Genomic DNA, 15,744 nt, shown 5'->3' on the forward strand with positions numbered 1-15,744 from the left:
GTGGAATGCCCTGAATGTTATTGACTCACCATTTCCATGATGCGAAGATCACAACAAACTTCGCGGCTGATTGCGCTAGACAAAGAAAAGAATGTCGTCGTACGCGACGAAGGAGACAAGCCAGATGAGTGAGCCGGTTGCGGTCGCGGCCGCTTCATCGCCTCAGGTACCCCTGATCCGTGTTGCGGGCGTCACCAAACGATTTGGCGGCGTACACGCGCTGCGCGGCGTCAACCTCGAAGTCTTTCCTGGGGAAGTCCACGCGTTGCTCGGCGAAAACGGCGCCGGCAAATCCACGTTGATCAAGATCCTGAGCGGCGTCCATGCATACGATGAAGGCGTCATCGAAATCGACGGCAGGCAGATCGCGTTCGGCTCGCCGGCGGAGTCCCGCAACGCGGGCGTTGCCGTGGTCTATCAGGATCTGAGTCTCGTTGAATCGCTTTCGGTCGGCGCCAATCTGATGCTGGGACGCGAGCCGCGCACCCGTTTCGGTTTTGTGAAGCAGCGTCAGTTGATGGCGCAGGTCGGCGAATTTCTTCAGTCGCATGGAATCCCGCTCGACCCACGCACACCCGTTGGTTCCTTGCCGTTTGCGTACCGTCAGATGACGGAGATCTCCAAAGCGTTGATGGGCGACGTACGGGTTCTGATTCTCGACGAACCGACTTCGGCGCTGACGGGTGGCGAAGAACAGATTCTGTTTGACGCCATTCGCGCGGTCACCGATCGAGGCGTAGGCGTGATCTATGTGACGCACCGGTTGAACGAGGTGTTCCGTATTTCGCAGCGCGTCACGGTGTTCCGTGACGGCGCCAACGCCGGCATCTTTTCGACGGCGCAAACCGATATGAAGCAGCTGGTCGCGGCGATTGTCGGGCCGGGCCATGCCGCTCTGCATGCGCGGGAGATGACCGCGGCTGGCACTGGCACTGCCGGCGTGATGAGTGATTCGCGTGCGTCCTCCGGGCGCGAACCCGCAGCGGCGTCCGTCCTCACGTTGTCCAGTGTTAGCAACGACAGGCTTCATGACGTCGACCTCACCGTTCGCCGGGGCGAGATTCATGGGCTTGCGGGGTTGATTGGCAGCGGCCGCACCGAGATTCTGCAAACCATTTTCGGACTGAGAGCGGTTGATAGCGGCGCCATCGTGATCGACGGTCAGTCACTCACGCATATCACACCGGCCGAAGCCATCAAGCTCGGCGTCGCGCTGGTGCCAGAGGACCGTCATCTGGAAGGCCTCGTTCTCGATCATTCCATCGAGCGAAACCTGACGCTGCCACGCCTGCCGCATTTTTCAAGCTGGGGCTGGCTGCGCAGTCAGGCCGCCGTTCAGCAGGCGAAGAGCGCAATGAAACAACTCGCCGTAAAAGCGCCGAACGCCTCGACCCCGGTCAGATTCTTGTCAGGCGGCAATCAACAGAAGGTTGTGTTTGCCAAGTGGAATAACCCACGGCCGAAGGTCCTGATGCTCGATGAGCCGACGGTGGGCGTCGACGTCGGCGCGCGCGAGGAAATCTACGACGTGGTGCATGACGCTGCTCAGGCCGGCACAGGCGTGCTCATCGTCTCCTCTGACCTCGATGAACTGCTGCGCCTGTGCAACCGGATTTCGATTGTCGTCGATGGCCGCATCGTCAAGACCGCCGAGCGCACCGAACTGGGTAACGCTGAAGCACTCCACCACCTGATCCAGGTTTCCCGTTCTTCCATTGAGTCCCCCGAGGGGACTTCCTTCGGGGCGCACGCAACATGAACGATTCCGTCTCGCCGCTGCCGGCTGAACGGCAGCTTTCGCAGCAGCGGCGCAGCCGTGCGCGGCGGCTCGCGCAACTTCTGCTGCAGGGCGACAGGCCGTATGCGCTTTATGTCGCGTTCGCGATCCTGCTGGTCGTCTTCAGCTTCGCGTCGCCCTGGTTTCTCTCCATCGACAACTTCCTCAACATCGGCCGCCAGACCGCCCTCGTCTCCATCATCGCGATCGGCATGACGTTCGTCATCATCGCGCGGCAGATCGATCTGTCGGTCGGTTCGGCGCTCGCGTTGTCCGGTATGTCCGCTGCACTCGCGATGTCGTATGTCGGCGACAACTGGATCATCGGTGCGATCGCCGGCATTGGGACCGGCGCAATCGTCGGCGCGATCAACGGTTTTGTGACGACGCGGCTGAACATTCCGTCGTTCCTCGTGACGCTCGGAACGTTAAGCGCCGCGCGTGGACTCGCATTGCTCGTCACGACGACGAAGCCGGTCATCATCACCAATGACTCGTTTGTCGCGATCTTTGGCGAAGGCGTTATTTTCGGCGTACCGGTGCCGATCATATGGACAGTGCTGGCCGTGATCGCCGGCATCCTGCTGCTTCACTACAGCGTCTTTGGCCGGCAGATCTATGCAGCGGGCGGCAATCCGACGGCCGCGCTCTATTCGGGCATCAACATCCGGCGCGTGACCACCCTGGCCTTCATTCTTACCGGCGCGCTGGCCGGGCTCGCCGCGCTCGTGCTGTCCGCGCGCTCGCATGCCGCGAGGCCTGACGTCGTGCAGGGGCTCGAACTCGATGTGATCGCTTCCGTGACGCTCGGCGGATGCAGTCTGTTCGGGGGCCGCGGATTCGTTCTCGGCACGCTGCTAGGCAGCCTCATTATCGGCACGCTCAATAACGGGCTGGTTCTGCTGGGCGTGAGTTCTTCGCTTCAACTTGTCATCAAGGGCGCCATCATCGTTGCGGCAGTCGCATTTACAAAGAAGTGACGGGGGCACGTCGATCACTCGTGATGTCCGGAACCACTGCAACGTGCCTGCAGGGTTCCGCAACCGGCAGAGGACTTAACGGACTTAACACAGACATGAAGACCAACGGAGAAGAATCATGAATCATCGTCGTGGCTCAAGAATGGCTTTAGCCAGTGTCATGGCGGCGGCAGCTGTCGCCGCCCTGTCCTCTTTCGCCGCCAGCGCGCAATGCGTGACCGGATTGCCGGTCGCTTCGATCGGACCGAAGACGATCATCGGACAAGGACCGAACGGCGAAAAAGCGGCTTCAGTCGATTCGGTGCAACTGAACGCCGCCGACACGGCCAAGGTAAAGGCGGGCAAATTCAAGGTCGGCATTTCAATGCAGACGATGAATCTCGACTGGTCTCAACTTCAGGTGCAAGGCATCACCGATACGCTCAGGAAATATGGCGTCGAAGTGATCGGCACCGCTTCGGCCGAGTATCAGGTCGACAAGCAGATCGCGGATATCGAGAACACGATCCAGCGCCATCCCGACGGCATCATCTCGATTCCGGTCGATGGCACGGCGACAGCCGCGACGTACAAGAAGGTGTCCGCAGCCGGCATCAAGCTCGTGTTCATGGACAACGTGCCTACCGGATTGAAACATCCGGAGCAGTACGCTTCGATGATCTCGGCCGATAGCGAAGGTAATGGCCAGATCGCCGCGAAGGTGCTCGCTTCGTGCATGCCGCAGGGCTCGACGATTGGACTGGTCAACTTCGGCGTCGATTACTTCAGCACGAAAGAACGCACGAAGGCGGTCAACGACTGGATGAAGAAGAACCGTCCGGACATCAAGATCAAGCAGGTCGACTTCACGGATCCGTCAAAAGTCGGGCAGATCGCAGGAGATTTCCTGACCGGCAATCCCGACGTCAAGGGTCTGTTCGCCGTATGGGATCAGCCGGCGCTGGATACGCTCACGTCGATGCGGGCACAAGGTGTCAACATTCCCGTCACGACGGTCGATCTTGGCCTCGAATCCGCGATCGAAATTGCGAGGGGCGGTCCGCTCAAGGCAACAGGCTCGCAACGTCCGTACGATCAGGGCGTCGCCGAAGCGATGGCGATGATGAAAGCGCTCATTGGCCAGACGCCGCCGGCGTGGATCGGCGTGCAGTCGTTGCCGGTTGTCCAGGCGACGGTGCTTGAGTCGTACAAGACCGTGTTCAAGAAAGATCCGCCGCCGCAACTCGCCGATGCATGCAAAAAGGCCAAGCCGGCTTGCGGCTGATGTGATGGCTGAATGATTCGTGCGGAGCGCATCGCATGGCGATGCGCTCCGCACGGCATCCACGCACGGGGTGAATCAGATCACGCCTTTCCACTGATCCGGTCAATCTCTGCCAGTAGATCACGGAGTGACTGTTTGCATGTCGCCGCATCCGGGGTGCTGGACCGCAATGCCGACAGCGCGCGGTCAATCGCCTTGTCGACAGCATGCCAGTCCGCCGCAGACCGCGGCTTCAGCGACGGCTCTGCTTCGTCCCACGATGTCTCCAGATCCTTGATGCGGGCTTTCGCAGCGCCGAGATTGTTTTTGTCGACGAGCGACGCTGTATCGACAACGATCCCGCGGAACGACGACAGATCGCCGAGCTTCGATGCGCTCGCCGCTTCGGCTGACGGGATCAGCGCCCCTGCGCCTTCGATGTGTGCTGTGGAGAATACGGCCACCACCAGCAATGGACCGAGTGTGGCCTTCAATAACGTGCTACGGGTCATTCTGTTTCTCCTTCGAATCGATTGATCGATCTGTTGCGGGTCGGTTGTCTGAGTGAAATCACGCAGACCGGCACTATGGGGGCAGGCGTGCCTACGCTTCGTCCGTGATATGTGGCACGCTGGTGCCGCGGCGTTCGAGCGAGGTGGCATAGATCACCAGAGCACAAATCACAGCCAGAAATGCGACGCTGGTATTGACGCTTCCAAGGCCCAGCCCTCCGTAGGTTCGCGCCTGGGACAACAGATCGCCAAGCGATGCGCCGAGTGGACGTGTCACGATATAGGCCAGCCAGAACGTCAGTACTGCGTCGGCGCCAAGAGACCAGGCGATGGTCACCGCCACGATGAACGCACTGAACGCCACGACGCCAATCGTGAATCCGAGACCGAGCGCCTCTGTGGCGAGATCGCCCGCAGCCGTGCCCAACGCGAAGGTGAACAGCACGGCCGCCCAGTAGAAGAGTTCGCGTCGTCTCGTCACGATCGTGTGGATGGAGAGAGTCTGCTCGCATCGGTACCAGATGGCGAAGGTCGCAAGCAGCGCGACGCCGAAGACGGCCGTGCTGACGTAAAGACTCACCCCGAGTCCATCAGTCAGTGCATCGGTGATCTGTGTTCCGACCACACTGACGAGCACAACGGTTGTCCAGTAAATCCACGGCACGTACCGGTACGAACGGAGTTGCAAATACAGCACTGCGATCAGAAGCGCGAGCATCAATCCGCCAGTGACAGCCGTGCCGAGCCCTACATGGACCGCGAGATAATCGGCACCGGTTTCGCCGACCGTCGTCGACATGATCTTGATGATCCAGAAGACAATCGTGACTTCGGGGACCTTGTTGAGCATGTCGAAGACATGACGGTTCGCAGATGGATTCAAGTGACTTCTCCGGTTCGACGCAGGAATGAAGCACGGTGCTTTTGTTACGCACTGACCGTGGCGCGATGACGTGCCTCTCCGATCACCGTGACGATCGGGAAGCGCTAATTGACGCCCTCATTATCTGTGGCGTTCCTTAAGAAATGCTTATGAACGCGAGGCGAGCGGAAGACCTGAAGACAGCACTTCGCGTGCCTGAGGTGCGTCACGTCGAGCGTGCGGCATGACCTGCCGCGTGGTTGCGGGATACCCACTCAGACGGACCTTAAGGCAACCTTATGAAATCCCCTCTGAACAAAAAATATAGTTCTAAAGCACGCAAGATAACCGCCGATAGCCTGACTGCAGTACTGGCGTTTTAACCTTAGGAGAATCACATGTCGGTTCAGGCAATCAATCACGAAGCGATGCAGGCAGCGGGGTCGACAGCACCCGCCACGACCACGAAGACGGCAGAGGCTACCGCCGCAACGTCGACCAGCAGCAAACCTGCCGGCGCGGCAACGGCGCCGATGTCATACAGTGTGAGCATTAGCCAGGCAGGTCGCGCAATGCTGGCGGAAGCAACCGAGACCTCGGTCCAAACGGCGCAGGAAGCAGGTGCTGGCGATCGCCAGGCTCAGCGGCTCCTCGCAAAAGAGGCTGCAGCGAAAGCAGGCTGATAGAGGGATGTAAGTGAGCGAACGGGCCGCGTGCTTCTGCGGGCGGCCCGGATTTCGTCGCTGATGGCGACGTTCAGAACAGGTACATCCCCGCAACGAACACGACGCCCGAGAACAGCAGCGTGGTCACGCAATAGCCCATGATGTCCCGTACACCGAGGCCAGCAATAGCCAGCGCGGGGAGTGCCCAGAACGGCTGCGCCATGTTGGTCCAGGCCTCGCCGTAGGCGATGGCCATGGCGGATTTGCCAAGGTCCGCGCCCAGAGCCTGCGCGGCCGGCATTACAAACGGTCCTTGCACGACCCAGTGTCCACCGCCGCTAGGCACCGCGAAATTGATGACCGCCGAACTGAGAAACGCCAGCAGCGGGAACGTATGCACGTTGGCAATATCGACGAACCATCGTGTGATGACACCGGCGAGGCCCGAATGATCCATGAGCGCCTGAATGCCGGCGTAGAACGGAAACTGGATCATGATGCCCGATGCACCTCGGGCTGCGACACCGACCGCTCTGGCATAGGCCATCGGTGTTTTGTGAAGGACCAATCCCGCCGCCAGAAAAGCCAGATTAACTGTATCGATGTCGAGTACAAATCCTTTCTGGACGGTTCGAAGGATCAGGTACCCCGCGCACACCAATGCAATCAGAATCGCGAGAATGCGGCTCTCTTCCATTCGTTCTGCGACCGTTGCATTGGCAGGCAGTGTGCGCTCCACCGAGGGCGGCTCTTCGAGCAAAGCGGGATCGACTGACACGACGTCTTCCGGCTTCGGCATCATCAGCCTGGCAAGAACCGGCAGCAGGATAATCAGGCCGAAGGTAATGAACGCGTTGTAGCCCGTGAAAATGGTGTGCGCGACAGGGATGAGGCCGATTGTCTTTTCCATCGGGTTGCCCTTCGTCGCTGCCACGAGGGGAACCGACCCGGACAGTCCTCCGTGCCATGTCAGAAACCCCATGTACGCAGACGCCACCAGCAGGCGGTAGTCAGTGCCCTTTACACGTCTCGCAACTTCACGGGAGAGCATGGCGCCCAGCACAAGACCAAATCCCCAGTTGATCGCGCATGCCACGGCGCCAACGAAAGCGACGAGCATGACGCCTTGTCCCGGCGTGCGCGCTGAACTTGCCAGCGCGACCAGCAATCGCTTGACTGGACCCGAACTGGCCAGTGCATGCCCGGTCACCAGAATCATCGCCATCTGCATCGAGAATGCGAGCAGATTCCAGAAGCCAGCACCCCACAACGTCACCAGCTCCGCCGGCGCTTTCGGCGTCAATCCGAACGCAAGGATAAACGTCGCGATCGTCAGAAAAATAGCGAAAATCAGCGGGTCAGGCAGGAATCGATGCACCACCTGCGTGAAGAAACCTGAGATACGTTGAATCACCTGTCTACTCCTCGTCACCAGTCTTTTTTCTGGCAGGCAATCTCAACTTTCTTTCTTTGCCCACCAGCCTGGCCGCGATTCTTGCACAGAACCAGAAGCTTTGCGTTCGAGCCGGGCAGTCTCGTCGAGGCACATGCAGACGCCGTCCGGCGAAGCGCTTGCGATGGCGCTGCCGGTTGCGAACTGTCGTTGATCAGGTGATTGATGCGCCCCGTTTTTGCGGATCAGCATGCTGCCGCGCGGGACGTGAATGGGTCCAGAGCCGAAATTAATCGCTCGTGTGAAGCATGTCGCAGAATCCGCCGAGCTTCGCATCGGCCGCCCGGATCGCCGCCGCGACGCGAGGTGAAAGCAATGCGTGCAGTTCGTCCGCATGGCGATATGCGCGCATGCCGTCGCTCAACGCGCCGTCGCCGGCCGTCGCCGGATGGCAATAGATTTCACCCACGCCACGAGGCAGATTCGCGAGCGCGGCGAGCCATGCCGCTTCGTCCATCTGCCCGGTGTCGGAGATACCGAGAACGTAGTCGTTATGTGCAATGCCCGCGCGATCGAGCCGCCGACGCACCTGCGCGATCCATGGCTTCAACCATAGCGGCGCATTGATTTCGTAAGGCAGGCGCATGGCGCGCATGCCGTAGTCACGGCCAATCTCGAGGATCAACCCGAGCACAGTCGGATGCAGATGAAAGTGCTTGTGCGTATTGACGTGATCGAGCTTCAAGCCGGTCTTCGCGAATGCATCGAACTGGGCGCGGATCTCGCGCGCGAGCTGCCTGCGTACATGCGGCAAGAGGAAAAACCGCACGCCCTCTACCACCATGTTGTCGCCGAAACGTCCCTGCTCGTCGACGAGCGCGGGAATGCCGGCGTGCGGCGTGGATGCGGTACCGTCAGCCAGCACCAGGTGCAAGCCGACGCGCAATTCCGGCAGCGCATGCGCTCGTTCGACGGCATCGCGCGCGGCAGGTGCGCCGACCATCAGGCTTGCCGCCGTCAACACGCCGCGCTGATGCGCCCATTCGACCGCGAGATTGACACGCCGGTGCAAGCCAAAATCGTCAGCGGTAACAATCAGCGCGCGCTGCGGCGCGTAAGCGCGAGCCGTCGTGATGGCGCACGAAACGCCAGCATGGGTAGCGGGTTCATCACTCGCAGAAGAGTCGCCATGCGCGGACCGGGCGCGGCGTGCTTCAGCCGCCATCCTGTGTCTCCATCACGTCAAGGACTTCCATCACGTCCTGCGCTGTCGACACTTCCAGCGGCACGCGTGCCCCGCGCCACATCACATGCGAACCGAACGCAGCCGCCAGCCATTGCGCGGCCAGCAAGGTATCGCGCAGCGGCGTTAGTGCGAGATCGCGCCAGAACGTGCGCGAGTGACGCGCGCTTCGCCAGTGCAGCAGCACGCGCGCCGCGCCGCCGGCGATCGTGCTGGCCCCGCTCGCGAGTGCAGCCGTGAGATGCGCGCCGTCCGCGCCTGCCTCGAGCCCACACGCAAGCCACGCACCGAGCATCAGCCACGGCGACGTGAAGGTAATGAACAGAAAGGCGAAACCCTGCGGACGTACCGAACGTATCGTGCGCAGCCAGCGCGTCTCGCGCTGCCACAACGTCGCGAAGGTCGGCTCGATGACGTCTGTCGTGACCATCACCCGCGACAAAACCGTGCGCAGCCCGAGCGCGCGGACATGTTCGGCAAGCCAGTAGTCGTCGGCAAGGCAGTTTCTGAGCGCGTTGAAGCCGCCGATGCGATCGAGCGTCGTGCGACGCAAGGCCAGCGTCGCACCGAAGCCGAAACGGCGCGAGCCGGTCGCATGGGCGACGCGTACTGACGGCGCGAACCACTCGTTGACAAAAAGCGCGCCGACGCGCGGCCAGAACCCACCGATGCCTTGCGCCACATACAGACAGGTGACCACGCCCACGCGCGGATCGGCCAGCGGCGCCGCGACAGTATCGAGGTAATCGGGCGTGACGGCGATGTCGCTGTCGGCAATCACGATCACGTCATACCGGGCGTGCTCTGCCATGTTGATCAGATTGCTGACCTTGAGATTGCTGCCATGCACGCGCTCGTTCACCACGAGTTCGATATCGTGCGCGGGCCAGGCCGCCTGCAGACGACGCACTACCGCAACGGCGGGATCGTCCGGCGAGGACACGCCCAGCAGCAACTGGAAGCGCCCATGACGCTGTTCACAAAAGGTGGTGAGATTCTCGTAGAGACGCGGCTCCGCGCCGCATAGCGGCTTGAGGACGCTAACGCCCACACCCGCGAATTGATGCGCCGCGTGACGGACAGCTGCGGTCCGGCGGCTCGCGAAAGATGGCATTGCGACCGCTGCAAACACCGCATATACCGACGCTGCGCAACATCCAGAGAGCAGCAACCATTGAATTGCGGTCAACGCGTGAGCCACCATCACCTGTTTCCGCTAGCGTCCGACGAGTACAAACGGGCTGCCGGTGAAGCGCAGATGAGGAATGACGGGAAGCGCCTGCAACGTGGCGGCTTCGATACCCGTGGTTGTGAGGGAGAACGCCGTCAACCGGGCTCGCAGCATATCGGCAGTAACTGACTTCATAGGCATGGCCTCGCGATACGCACGGCGAAATCCGGCCGTGCTTTCCATGGGTGGGCTCGCGCCAGCGTTGTGATGCGCTAACGGTTGCACAGCGTCCCTGCACTCGCGACAGTGCGCCATACAGAGCATTCAACCTGGCATAGTATCGACGCATCCTGAAGGAAATCTTAAGGATGGCGCCACCCCCAGGCAGGCGTAGCTGCGGCGCCGCAGAGAGCGTGCAAGGGAGCGGCGGCGGCGTGCCGCTATTCGGCAGATCATGGGTCGCCGTGATTCAGAACGGGAGGAAGCGGCGAATGGCAAGGGCAATCAACCCAACCGCGCGCAACCGACGACAAGAACATTGCAGTCCAATAATGCATATGCAAATCGTTCTCATTCATATTGACGCTCGCATTTCAGCTGCGTACGATACGTGGATCGCGCCGCTTCGCAGATTGCTCCGGGGACATCGAGCTTTCACAGCGTTCCGATAACGGCTTTCACCGCCGTTTGCGACCTCACCTGCAACAGGGAATCAGCGAAGTTCGCGCATCGCCAGTGCCGTCGTGCGCTTGAGCTGAGCTGGAAAATTGAAGGAGACCACCATGCGTGTTCACGGTGCGACAGGCACGATGATGCTTATGTCGGAAACGGACGGCACATCTGGACGCGAGATTCGCGCAATGCGCCTCGAGGCATCGGTAGATGGCAACACTGTCGTGCTAACCGATATCGACCGCACGACGCCGGGCATTCGTCGAGAACGCCGCTATCGGATGACCGTCGCCGCGTTCATCGCGTCGATGTGCGCGGACGGAACTCAATCAACGGCTGAATTTCCGGATCGGTGAACAAGGCGCGGACCCGGAATCGCTCAGGCCGTGAACTGAAAAATCCGCTTAAGACTCACGCAGTCTTGCCTTCACGAAATCGATAAACAAACGCGTTCTTGCCGGTAACAAGCGGGTTTCCGTGATCGCGTGCACCTGAAGCGGCGCAAGACTCCAGTCGGGCAGCACACGAACGAGGCGCTCCAGCTTGACGTCGTCCAGCGCGAGCACGTCGTCCAGCACGGCGAGCCCGACACCTCGCATCGCCAGCGCGCGGCTCAGCGCGACGCTGTTCATCGCAAAGCGTGTCCCGACTGTCACGTCGACTGACTCGTCGCCGCGATAGAACGTCCTCGCAACTTCACCCAGCCTCGTCGCCCCCTCCACGATGCACACCACGTGTCTGTCGAGATCGTTGGGGTGCGTGAGCGGCGCGGCGCTCCTCAGATACTCCGGCGACGCGTACAGATAGCGCGGCAGCACTCCGATCGGCCGCGCGACGAGCGTCGACGGCGCCTTGGGCGGCGGACCGATGCGGATCGCAAGATCGAAGGGCTCCGTCTGCAGATCGACAGGGCGCGGCGACGTGTCGAACTCGAAAGCGACCAGCGGGTACGTCTTCGCGAAGTCCGCGATGATCGGTGCGAGATAACCGGTGGCGAGGTCGACGGGCATCGACACACGCAGCGTGCCACTGGGGCGTTCCGCGACATCCAGCAACGACTCATGGGCAATGCGCGCTTCCTCCACGATGCTCTGGCAGCGCTTGAAATAGACTTCTCCCGCCTCGGTGAGCTCGACCTTGCGCGTCGACCGGTGCAATAGCCGCAGGCCGATTGACTTCTCCAGCTCCGCGATGTGACGCGAAAGTGTCGAGTTCGGCATATCCAGCGCATCTGCCGCGCGGCGAAAGCTCTTCGTACGCGCCACCTCGACAAACAGGCGCATGTAGCTCAGCAATTCCACGCTCATTGCTCCACTGATGGATCACTGTATTCAATTATAGGTCTTTATCTCTCTGATGGATCAGTTCATCGTGTCGATACACCCCAACCCAAGGAATCGACATGAATGCTCTTTACGAAAACATCCGCATCGGACGCTATACGCTGCGCAATCGCCTTGTTATGGCGCCGATGACACGATCACGTGCTGACGACACGTCGGGCACGCCCTCCTCCCTCGCCGTGCAGTACTACGCACAGCGCGCGGATGCGGGACTGATCATTACCGAAGGCACCTTCCCGTCGCCGATGGGCAAAGGATACGTACGTACGCCAGGCATCCATTCCGCTGCGCAGATCGAGGCATGGAAGCGCGTCACCGATGCGGTTCACGCCAGAGGCGGCCTGATATTCCTGCAACTGATGCATTGCGGACGCGTCTCGCATCCGGATCTCCTGCCGGGTCATGCGACGCCTGTCGCGCCTTCGGCGATTGCGGCGGCTGGCAAGGTGTTCACCGCATCCGGGCCGCAGGACTTTGTCGTGCCACGCGCACTGGAGACCGAAGAAATCCCGGGCATTGTCGAGGATTACCGGCGAGCCACGCGTCACGCACTGGAAGCAGGCTTCGACGGCGTCGAACTGCATGCAGCCTCGGGGTATTTGCCGGAGCAGTTCCTGTCGTCGGGAACAAATCAGAGGACGGACCGCTACGGCGGCTCGCTCGCCAACCGCGCGCGCTTCGTACTCGAAGTGTTGACGGCCATGGCGGATGAAGCAGGAAGCGATCGGGTCGGCATCAAGATCGCGCCGGAAATGGGCTTTAACAGCGTGAGCGATGCCTCGCCCCAGGAAACATACCAGTATCTGGTCCAGCGGCTTGCCGTGCTCAAGCTGGCCTATCTGCACGTTGCCCGGACCCAGAGCACGTTCAATTACCGTGCGCTTCTGCAACCGTTATTCGATGGCGCACTCCTCTACGGCGGCGGCCTCAACAAAGAGCACGCTCAATCGCTCATTGAGGAGGGCGAAGCCGATGCCGCCGTCTTCGGCAGCCTGTATCTCGCCAACCCGGACCTGCTGCAACGGTTTTTGACGGGTGCGTCGCTCAATATGCTTGAGCGCGACACCTTCTATTCAGACGGTCCGAACGGCTATATCGACTATCCCATTCTGGAGAATGCACGATGAACCGCGCTCTTCCCATCCATGCGTATCCGCGCATCTGAGATGCATGCGTAGCCCAGCCGGTTGGGCTACGCCGGGCTCGCAGGGCAAAAAAATACATAGTGTTTTGATTATAGTTAATGTTAAAAACATTAACTATCGCGAATCGTTAGATGGTCCTACTCTCTAATCAACCACTCACGCAGTGCTTCGGTCGCCGCACTCGAGCCTCCGGCAGCGTGAGCGAGGTCGCAGGAGAGGGTCATGAACACCGCCGGGAAGTCCCTTCATTATCTGGTCGAAAAGTGGCTTGCACCCGCTCCGGCCATGCGGATCCGTGTAGTTCAGTTTGGTCGCATGCGTGGAGACAGCAGGCGCTATGTGCACGTCGAGGCTTCAGCTCCGGGCAACTCGCGTGCAATCTTTTTCTTTCGGCACGAGGACGGCTGCTGGTGCGTATTTCCACCCCGGATCGCCCGACCGTCGATGACCGGTTATCGGCTTGCGGCTTGAACTGCGTCATGGGGGCCGCCGCGATCTGCAGGCTTTGGCTCGGGTCACCAGCAGGCTTGACGTAACCCTTGTCGCGCGCGAAGCTAAACGCGCGCCGCGCGTCGGACTGCAGCCATAGCGACACCAGTCCGCACGTTACCCAGCTGACCCAAACGGACAGTCGACGCCACGATCGAATCCGCAGCAATTCACGATAAAATCCGGCGATGCCGCGCGTCCATACCCAGCGTCGTCAAAGTAGCGCAAGGCTCATCGAAGACTCAAAGGAACCATCTGTGGCGTTATCCCCTGTTTGCGCACCGGCTCCCCGTTTCTGGCGAGATGCCGCGCTACCGTTCATCGAAGCCCGAGCGATCGATGACGGCCGCGAGATCTGCTACGCGCGACACGCTCACGAGACGTTTTCGATCGGCGCGGTGACTGGCGGCGAGAGTATCTATGAGAACGGCCGTGTGCGTCAGCGAGTGGGCCGGGGCGCAGTAGTGCTGATGAATCCGCAAGACGTACATGCATGCAATCCGCTCGACGACCAACCGTGGTCCTATCGGATGTTGCATGTCGACACTGAGTGGCTAACTTCCCTTCAGCACGAGATCGGCTTTAGCGAAAACCAGGGCTTCCGTGCTTTCTCGACAGCGGCCAGCTGGCAGCCCGCGCTCTATGCCGGGCTTGACCGACTCTACACGACGCTCATTGATGAGTTCGCCGACACGTTGCAAAAGCACAGCTCCATCGTCGAGTTTTTTGACGATACTCACCGTTGGCTGAATCCCGCGCCCGCGCAGGCACGGAATACGAACCCCAAGCTCGCGCGCGCAGCGGAATACATCCGCGCGCACTGCACGCGATCGCTGTCGCTCGACGAAATTTGTGCGGCAGCGCAGTTGTCGGCGTCATATCTGATCCGCGCGTTCAAGGTGCGCTATGGAATAACGCCACACGCGTACCTGATCAATTGCCGCATCGAATTTAGTCGAGTCCTGTTGAAGCGGGGCCGCCCGATCGCCGAAGTCGCTGCCGATGCCGGCTTCGCCGACCAGGCGCATCTGCATCGTGCGTTCCGGCAGCTTGTCGCGGCCACACCGGGCCAGTATCGCGGTTGATCCACAACGTTGTTCGCGGACCGCTAACCTTTTAGCAAGTAGATCGCGCTGCCGCCGAGCAGGAGAGCCATGGCGCGATTGAAAAGCCGCACGCGCGACGGCTCGTACAAATGCCGGCGCAGCAACGTTCCCGCCACCGCCCAGCAAGAAAGCGACGCATAGCAAATCGCGAAATATAGCGCCGTAAAGCGCCACACCATGAGGCTGTCGCCGTTTGCTGCGTAAGCGCCCATCCCAGCTATAGACGCGAGCCATGCTTTCGGGTTGAGCCATTGCATCACCGCGCCCGACACGAGCGATGGTCTGTCATCGCTGTGGTCAGCGGTGAGCGTACCGTCGTCGCGGGCGAGCTGCCAGGCCATGTACAACAAGAACGCGACGCCCGCCCACTGAATGACGTGCGTCAATTGCGGCCAGCGCGCAAGAATCCGGTGGAGACCAAGGCCGACCAGCAAAAGCAGTAATGTGAAGCCAACGGTCGCGCTGGTCACATGCAGCATCGCGGCATGGGCTCCACGGCGCACGCCAGTGCTTAACGCAACAATGTTGACCGGACCCGGAGTAATTGAACAGGCGAGCGCGAACGCTGACATCGACAAGAGCTGATTCATGTGGTTTTCGGAAGTGAACGACGATCCGAAGGTAGGCGATCAGCAACTGGGTGTATTGAATAAAATCACCCTGCGCGGCCCACTTGCCACGTGCGGTATCGTCAGCCGATGCCTGGAGCAGCGCTATATTCCCTCACCTGCGCCACGAACCGGTGTCCGCCGAATGCCTTCCCGGCACCCGGCGAGCCTGCAAGTACCGAAGCGTCACCGCGTCAAGGCTGTTTTTCCAGCTTTACGATGGTCAGGGTGCCGTTGACGTTTTCGACGCGGACCTTGACCTTGTCGCCCTCGTGGATCTGCTTGATCATCGCAGCATCCTTCGCCTTGAATGCCATCGTCATCGGCGGCACGCCAACGTTGTCCAACGCGCCGTGCTTCAGCGTGACCACGCCAGTCTCAGGGTCCACCTTCCTGACCTCCGCATCGGCCTTGCCGGTCCGGTCCAGGGCCGCGCCGACGCCGTCTGGAATCGACAGCGCACGCATACGCGCGCGGGACGCTTCCAGCATGCATGCCGTGTATGACGCACCCCGCGTGCGATAATCACATCACG

17 protein-coding genes are annotated in these 15,744 nt (G+C 60.8%); 8 read left to right on the plus strand and 9 right to left on the minus strand.

Features of this window, described 5'->3' with window-relative positions; translation table 11 throughout:
- Positions 1 to 124: 124 nt before the first annotated feature.
- From P3T16_RS31645 to P3T16_RS31655, 3 genes are all read left to right on the plus strand, one after another.
- Positions 125 to 1,759, plus strand: a complete 1,635-nt coding sequence (locus P3T16_RS31645; RefSeq protein WP_429345223.1) for a sugar ABC transporter ATP-binding protein — start codon at positions 125 to 127, stop codon at positions 1,757 to 1,759.
- Complete coding sequence (locus P3T16_RS31650) at positions 1,756 to 2,757, plus strand: ABC transporter permease (RefSeq protein WP_429345224.1); 1,002 nt, start codon at positions 1,756 to 1,758, stop codon at positions 2,755 to 2,757. Before P3T16_RS31645 ends, P3T16_RS31650 begins: the two co-directional genes overlap by 4 nt.
- A gap of 118 nt (positions 2,758 to 2,875) precedes the next feature.
- Entirely contained in the window at positions 2,876 to 4,021 is a 1,146-nt protein-coding gene (locus P3T16_RS31655) for a substrate-binding domain-containing protein (RefSeq protein WP_429345225.1), read from the plus strand.
- A gap of 80 nt (positions 4,022 to 4,101) precedes the next feature.
- Here the strand turns inward: P3T16_RS31655 and P3T16_RS31660 are convergent, their stop codons facing one another.
- Positions 4,102 to 4,512 carry a histidine kinase gene (locus P3T16_RS31660; protein ID WP_429345226.1) on the minus strand — a complete coding sequence of 137 codons (411 nt, stop codon included), beginning with the start codon at positions 4,510 to 4,512 and terminating at the stop codon, positions 4,102 to 4,104.
- Between the two features lie 91 nt (positions 4,513 to 4,603).
- Positions 4,604 to 5,362: a COG4705 family protein gene (locus P3T16_RS31665; RefSeq protein ID WP_429345249.1), complete on the minus strand. Its 759-nt coding sequence runs from the start codon at positions 5,360 to 5,362 to the stop codon at positions 4,604 to 4,606.
- Positions 5,363 to 5,772: 410 nt separating this feature from the next.
- On the opposite strand from P3T16_RS31665, the gene P3T16_RS31670 reads away from it, so the two are divergent.
- On the plus strand, positions 5,773 to 6,057 hold the full coding sequence (locus tag P3T16_RS31670) for a hypothetical protein (protein WP_429345227.1): 285 nt from the start codon (positions 5,773 to 5,775) through the stop codon (positions 6,055 to 6,057).
- A gap of 73 nt (positions 6,058 to 6,130) precedes the next feature.
- Here P3T16_RS31670 and P3T16_RS31675 read toward each other — a convergent pair whose 3' ends face one another.
- The 4 genes from P3T16_RS31675 to P3T16_RS31690 all read right to left on the minus strand — a co-directional run bounded on the left by P3T16_RS31675 (position 6,131) and on the right by P3T16_RS31690 (position 10,041).
- Positions 6,131 to 7,453, minus strand: coding sequence for a TIGR00366 family protein (locus P3T16_RS31675; RefSeq protein WP_429345228.1), 1,323 nt, complete (start codon positions 7,451 to 7,453; stop codon positions 6,131 to 6,133).
- Positions 7,454 to 7,721: 268 nt separating this feature from the next.
- Positions 7,722 to 8,657, minus strand: coding sequence for a hopanoid biosynthesis-associated protein HpnK (gene hpnK, locus P3T16_RS31680; RefSeq protein WP_429345229.1), 936 nt, complete (start codon positions 8,655 to 8,657; stop codon positions 7,722 to 7,724).
- Positions 8,647 to 9,879 (minus strand): bacteriohopanetetrol glucosamine biosynthesis glycosyltransferase HpnI, encoded by a 1,233-nt coding sequence (gene hpnI / locus P3T16_RS31685; RefSeq protein WP_429255603.1) that lies wholly within the window; start codon positions 9,877 to 9,879, stop codon positions 8,647 to 8,649. The genes hpnK and hpnI overlap by 11 nt, the downstream gene beginning before the upstream one ends.
- A gap of 12 nt (positions 9,880 to 9,891) precedes the next feature.
- On the minus strand, positions 9,892 to 10,041 hold the full coding sequence (locus P3T16_RS31690; protein WP_429345230.1) for a hypothetical protein: 150 nt from the start codon (positions 10,039 to 10,041) through the stop codon (positions 9,892 to 9,894).
- A gap of 587 nt (positions 10,042 to 10,628) precedes the next feature.
- Between P3T16_RS31690 and P3T16_RS31695 the strand changes: the two genes are divergently transcribed.
- On the plus strand, positions 10,629 to 10,874 hold the full coding sequence (locus P3T16_RS31695; protein ID WP_429345231.1) for a hypothetical protein: 246 nt from the start codon (positions 10,629 to 10,631) through the stop codon (positions 10,872 to 10,874).
- A 48-nt stretch (positions 10,875 to 10,922) separates the two neighbouring features.
- Here P3T16_RS31695 and P3T16_RS31700 read toward each other — a convergent pair whose 3' ends face one another.
- Complete coding sequence (locus P3T16_RS31700) at positions 10,923 to 11,819, minus strand: LysR family transcriptional regulator (RefSeq protein ID WP_429345250.1); 897 nt, start codon at positions 11,817 to 11,819, stop codon at positions 10,923 to 10,925.
- A 101-nt stretch (positions 11,820 to 11,920) separates the two neighbouring features.
- On the opposite strand from P3T16_RS31700, the gene P3T16_RS31705 reads away from it, so the two are divergent.
- From P3T16_RS31705 to P3T16_RS31715, 3 genes are all read left to right on the plus strand, one after another.
- Complete coding sequence (locus P3T16_RS31705; protein WP_429345232.1) at positions 11,921 to 12,988, plus strand: alkene reductase; 1,068 nt, start codon at positions 11,921 to 11,923, stop codon at positions 12,986 to 12,988.
- A 240-nt stretch (positions 12,989 to 13,228) separates the two neighbouring features.
- Positions 13,229 to 13,477 carry a hypothetical protein gene (locus P3T16_RS31710; protein WP_429345233.1) on the plus strand — a complete coding sequence of 83 codons (249 nt, stop codon included), beginning with the start codon at positions 13,229 to 13,231 and terminating at the stop codon, positions 13,475 to 13,477.
- A 275-nt stretch (positions 13,478 to 13,752) separates the two neighbouring features.
- Positions 13,753 to 14,580, plus strand: a complete 828-nt coding sequence (locus tag P3T16_RS31715; RefSeq protein ID WP_429345234.1) for an AraC family transcriptional regulator — start codon at positions 13,753 to 13,755, stop codon at positions 14,578 to 14,580.
- 23 nt (positions 14,581 to 14,603) lie between these two features.
- Here P3T16_RS31715 and P3T16_RS31720 read toward each other — a convergent pair whose 3' ends face one another.
- Complete coding sequence (locus P3T16_RS31720) at positions 14,604 to 15,191, minus strand: LysE family translocator (RefSeq protein ID WP_429345235.1); 588 nt, start codon at positions 15,189 to 15,191, stop codon at positions 14,604 to 14,606.
- 212 nt (positions 15,192 to 15,403) lie between these two features.
- A complete protein-coding gene (locus tag P3T16_RS31725; protein WP_429345236.1) occupies positions 15,404 to 15,700 on the minus strand; it encodes a copper-binding protein in 297 nt (98 codons plus the stop codon).
- Between the last annotated feature and the right edge of the window lie 44 nt (positions 15,701 to 15,744).

It is taken from the genome of Paraburkholderia sp. GAS42 (genome assembly GCF_050436565.1).
Classification (GTDB): Bacteria; Pseudomonadota; Gammaproteobacteria; order Burkholderiales; family Burkholderiaceae; genus Paraburkholderia.

Coding starts and splice junctions, on each gene's coding strand:
- P3T16_RS31710 (WP_429345233.1), top strand. CDS start 13,229: ATGAACACCGCCGGGAAGTCCCTTCATTATCTGGTCGAAAAGTGGCTT.
- P3T16_RS31725 (WP_429345236.1), bottom strand. CDS start 15,700: ATGCTGGAAGCGTCCCGCGCGCGTATGCGTGCGCTGTCGATTCCAGAC.
- P3T16_RS31665 (WP_429345249.1), bottom strand. CDS start 5,362: ATGCTCAACAAGGTCCCCGAAGTCACGATTGTCTTCTGGATCATCAAG.
- P3T16_RS31660 (WP_429345226.1), bottom strand. CDS start 4,512: ATGACCCGTAGCACGTTATTGAAGGCCACACTCGGTCCATTGCTGGTG.
- P3T16_RS31655 (WP_429345225.1), top strand. CDS start 2,876: ATGAATCATCGTCGTGGCTCAAGAATGGCTTTAGCCAGTGTCATGGCG.
- P3T16_RS31645 (WP_429345223.1), top strand. CDS start 125: ATGAGTGAGCCGGTTGCGGTCGCGGCCGCTTCATCGCCTCAGGTACCC.
- P3T16_RS31670 (WP_429345227.1), top strand. CDS start 5,773: ATGTCGGTTCAGGCAATCAATCACGAAGCGATGCAGGCAGCGGGGTCG.
- P3T16_RS31705 (WP_429345232.1), top strand. CDS start 11,921: ATGAATGCTCTTTACGAAAACATCCGCATCGGACGCTATACGCTGCGC.
- P3T16_RS31695 (WP_429345231.1), top strand. CDS start 10,629: ATGCGTGTTCACGGTGCGACAGGCACGATGATGCTTATGTCGGAAACG.
- hpnI (WP_429255603.1), bottom strand. CDS start 9,879: ATGGTGGCTCACGCGTTGACCGCAATTCAATGGTTGCTGCTCTCTGGA.
- P3T16_RS31650 (WP_429345224.1), top strand. CDS start 1,756: ATGAACGATTCCGTCTCGCCGCTGCCGGCTGAACGGCAGCTTTCGCAG.
- hpnK (WP_429345229.1), bottom strand. CDS start 8,657: ATGGCGGCTGAAGCACGCCGCGCCCGGTCCGCGCATGGCGACTCTTCT.
- P3T16_RS31720 (WP_429345235.1), bottom strand. CDS start 15,191: ATGAATCAGCTCTTGTCGATGTCAGCGTTCGCGCTCGCCTGTTCAATT.
- P3T16_RS31690 (WP_429345230.1), bottom strand. CDS start 10,041: ATGAAGTCAGTTACTGCCGATATGCTGCGAGCCCGGTTGACGGCGTTC.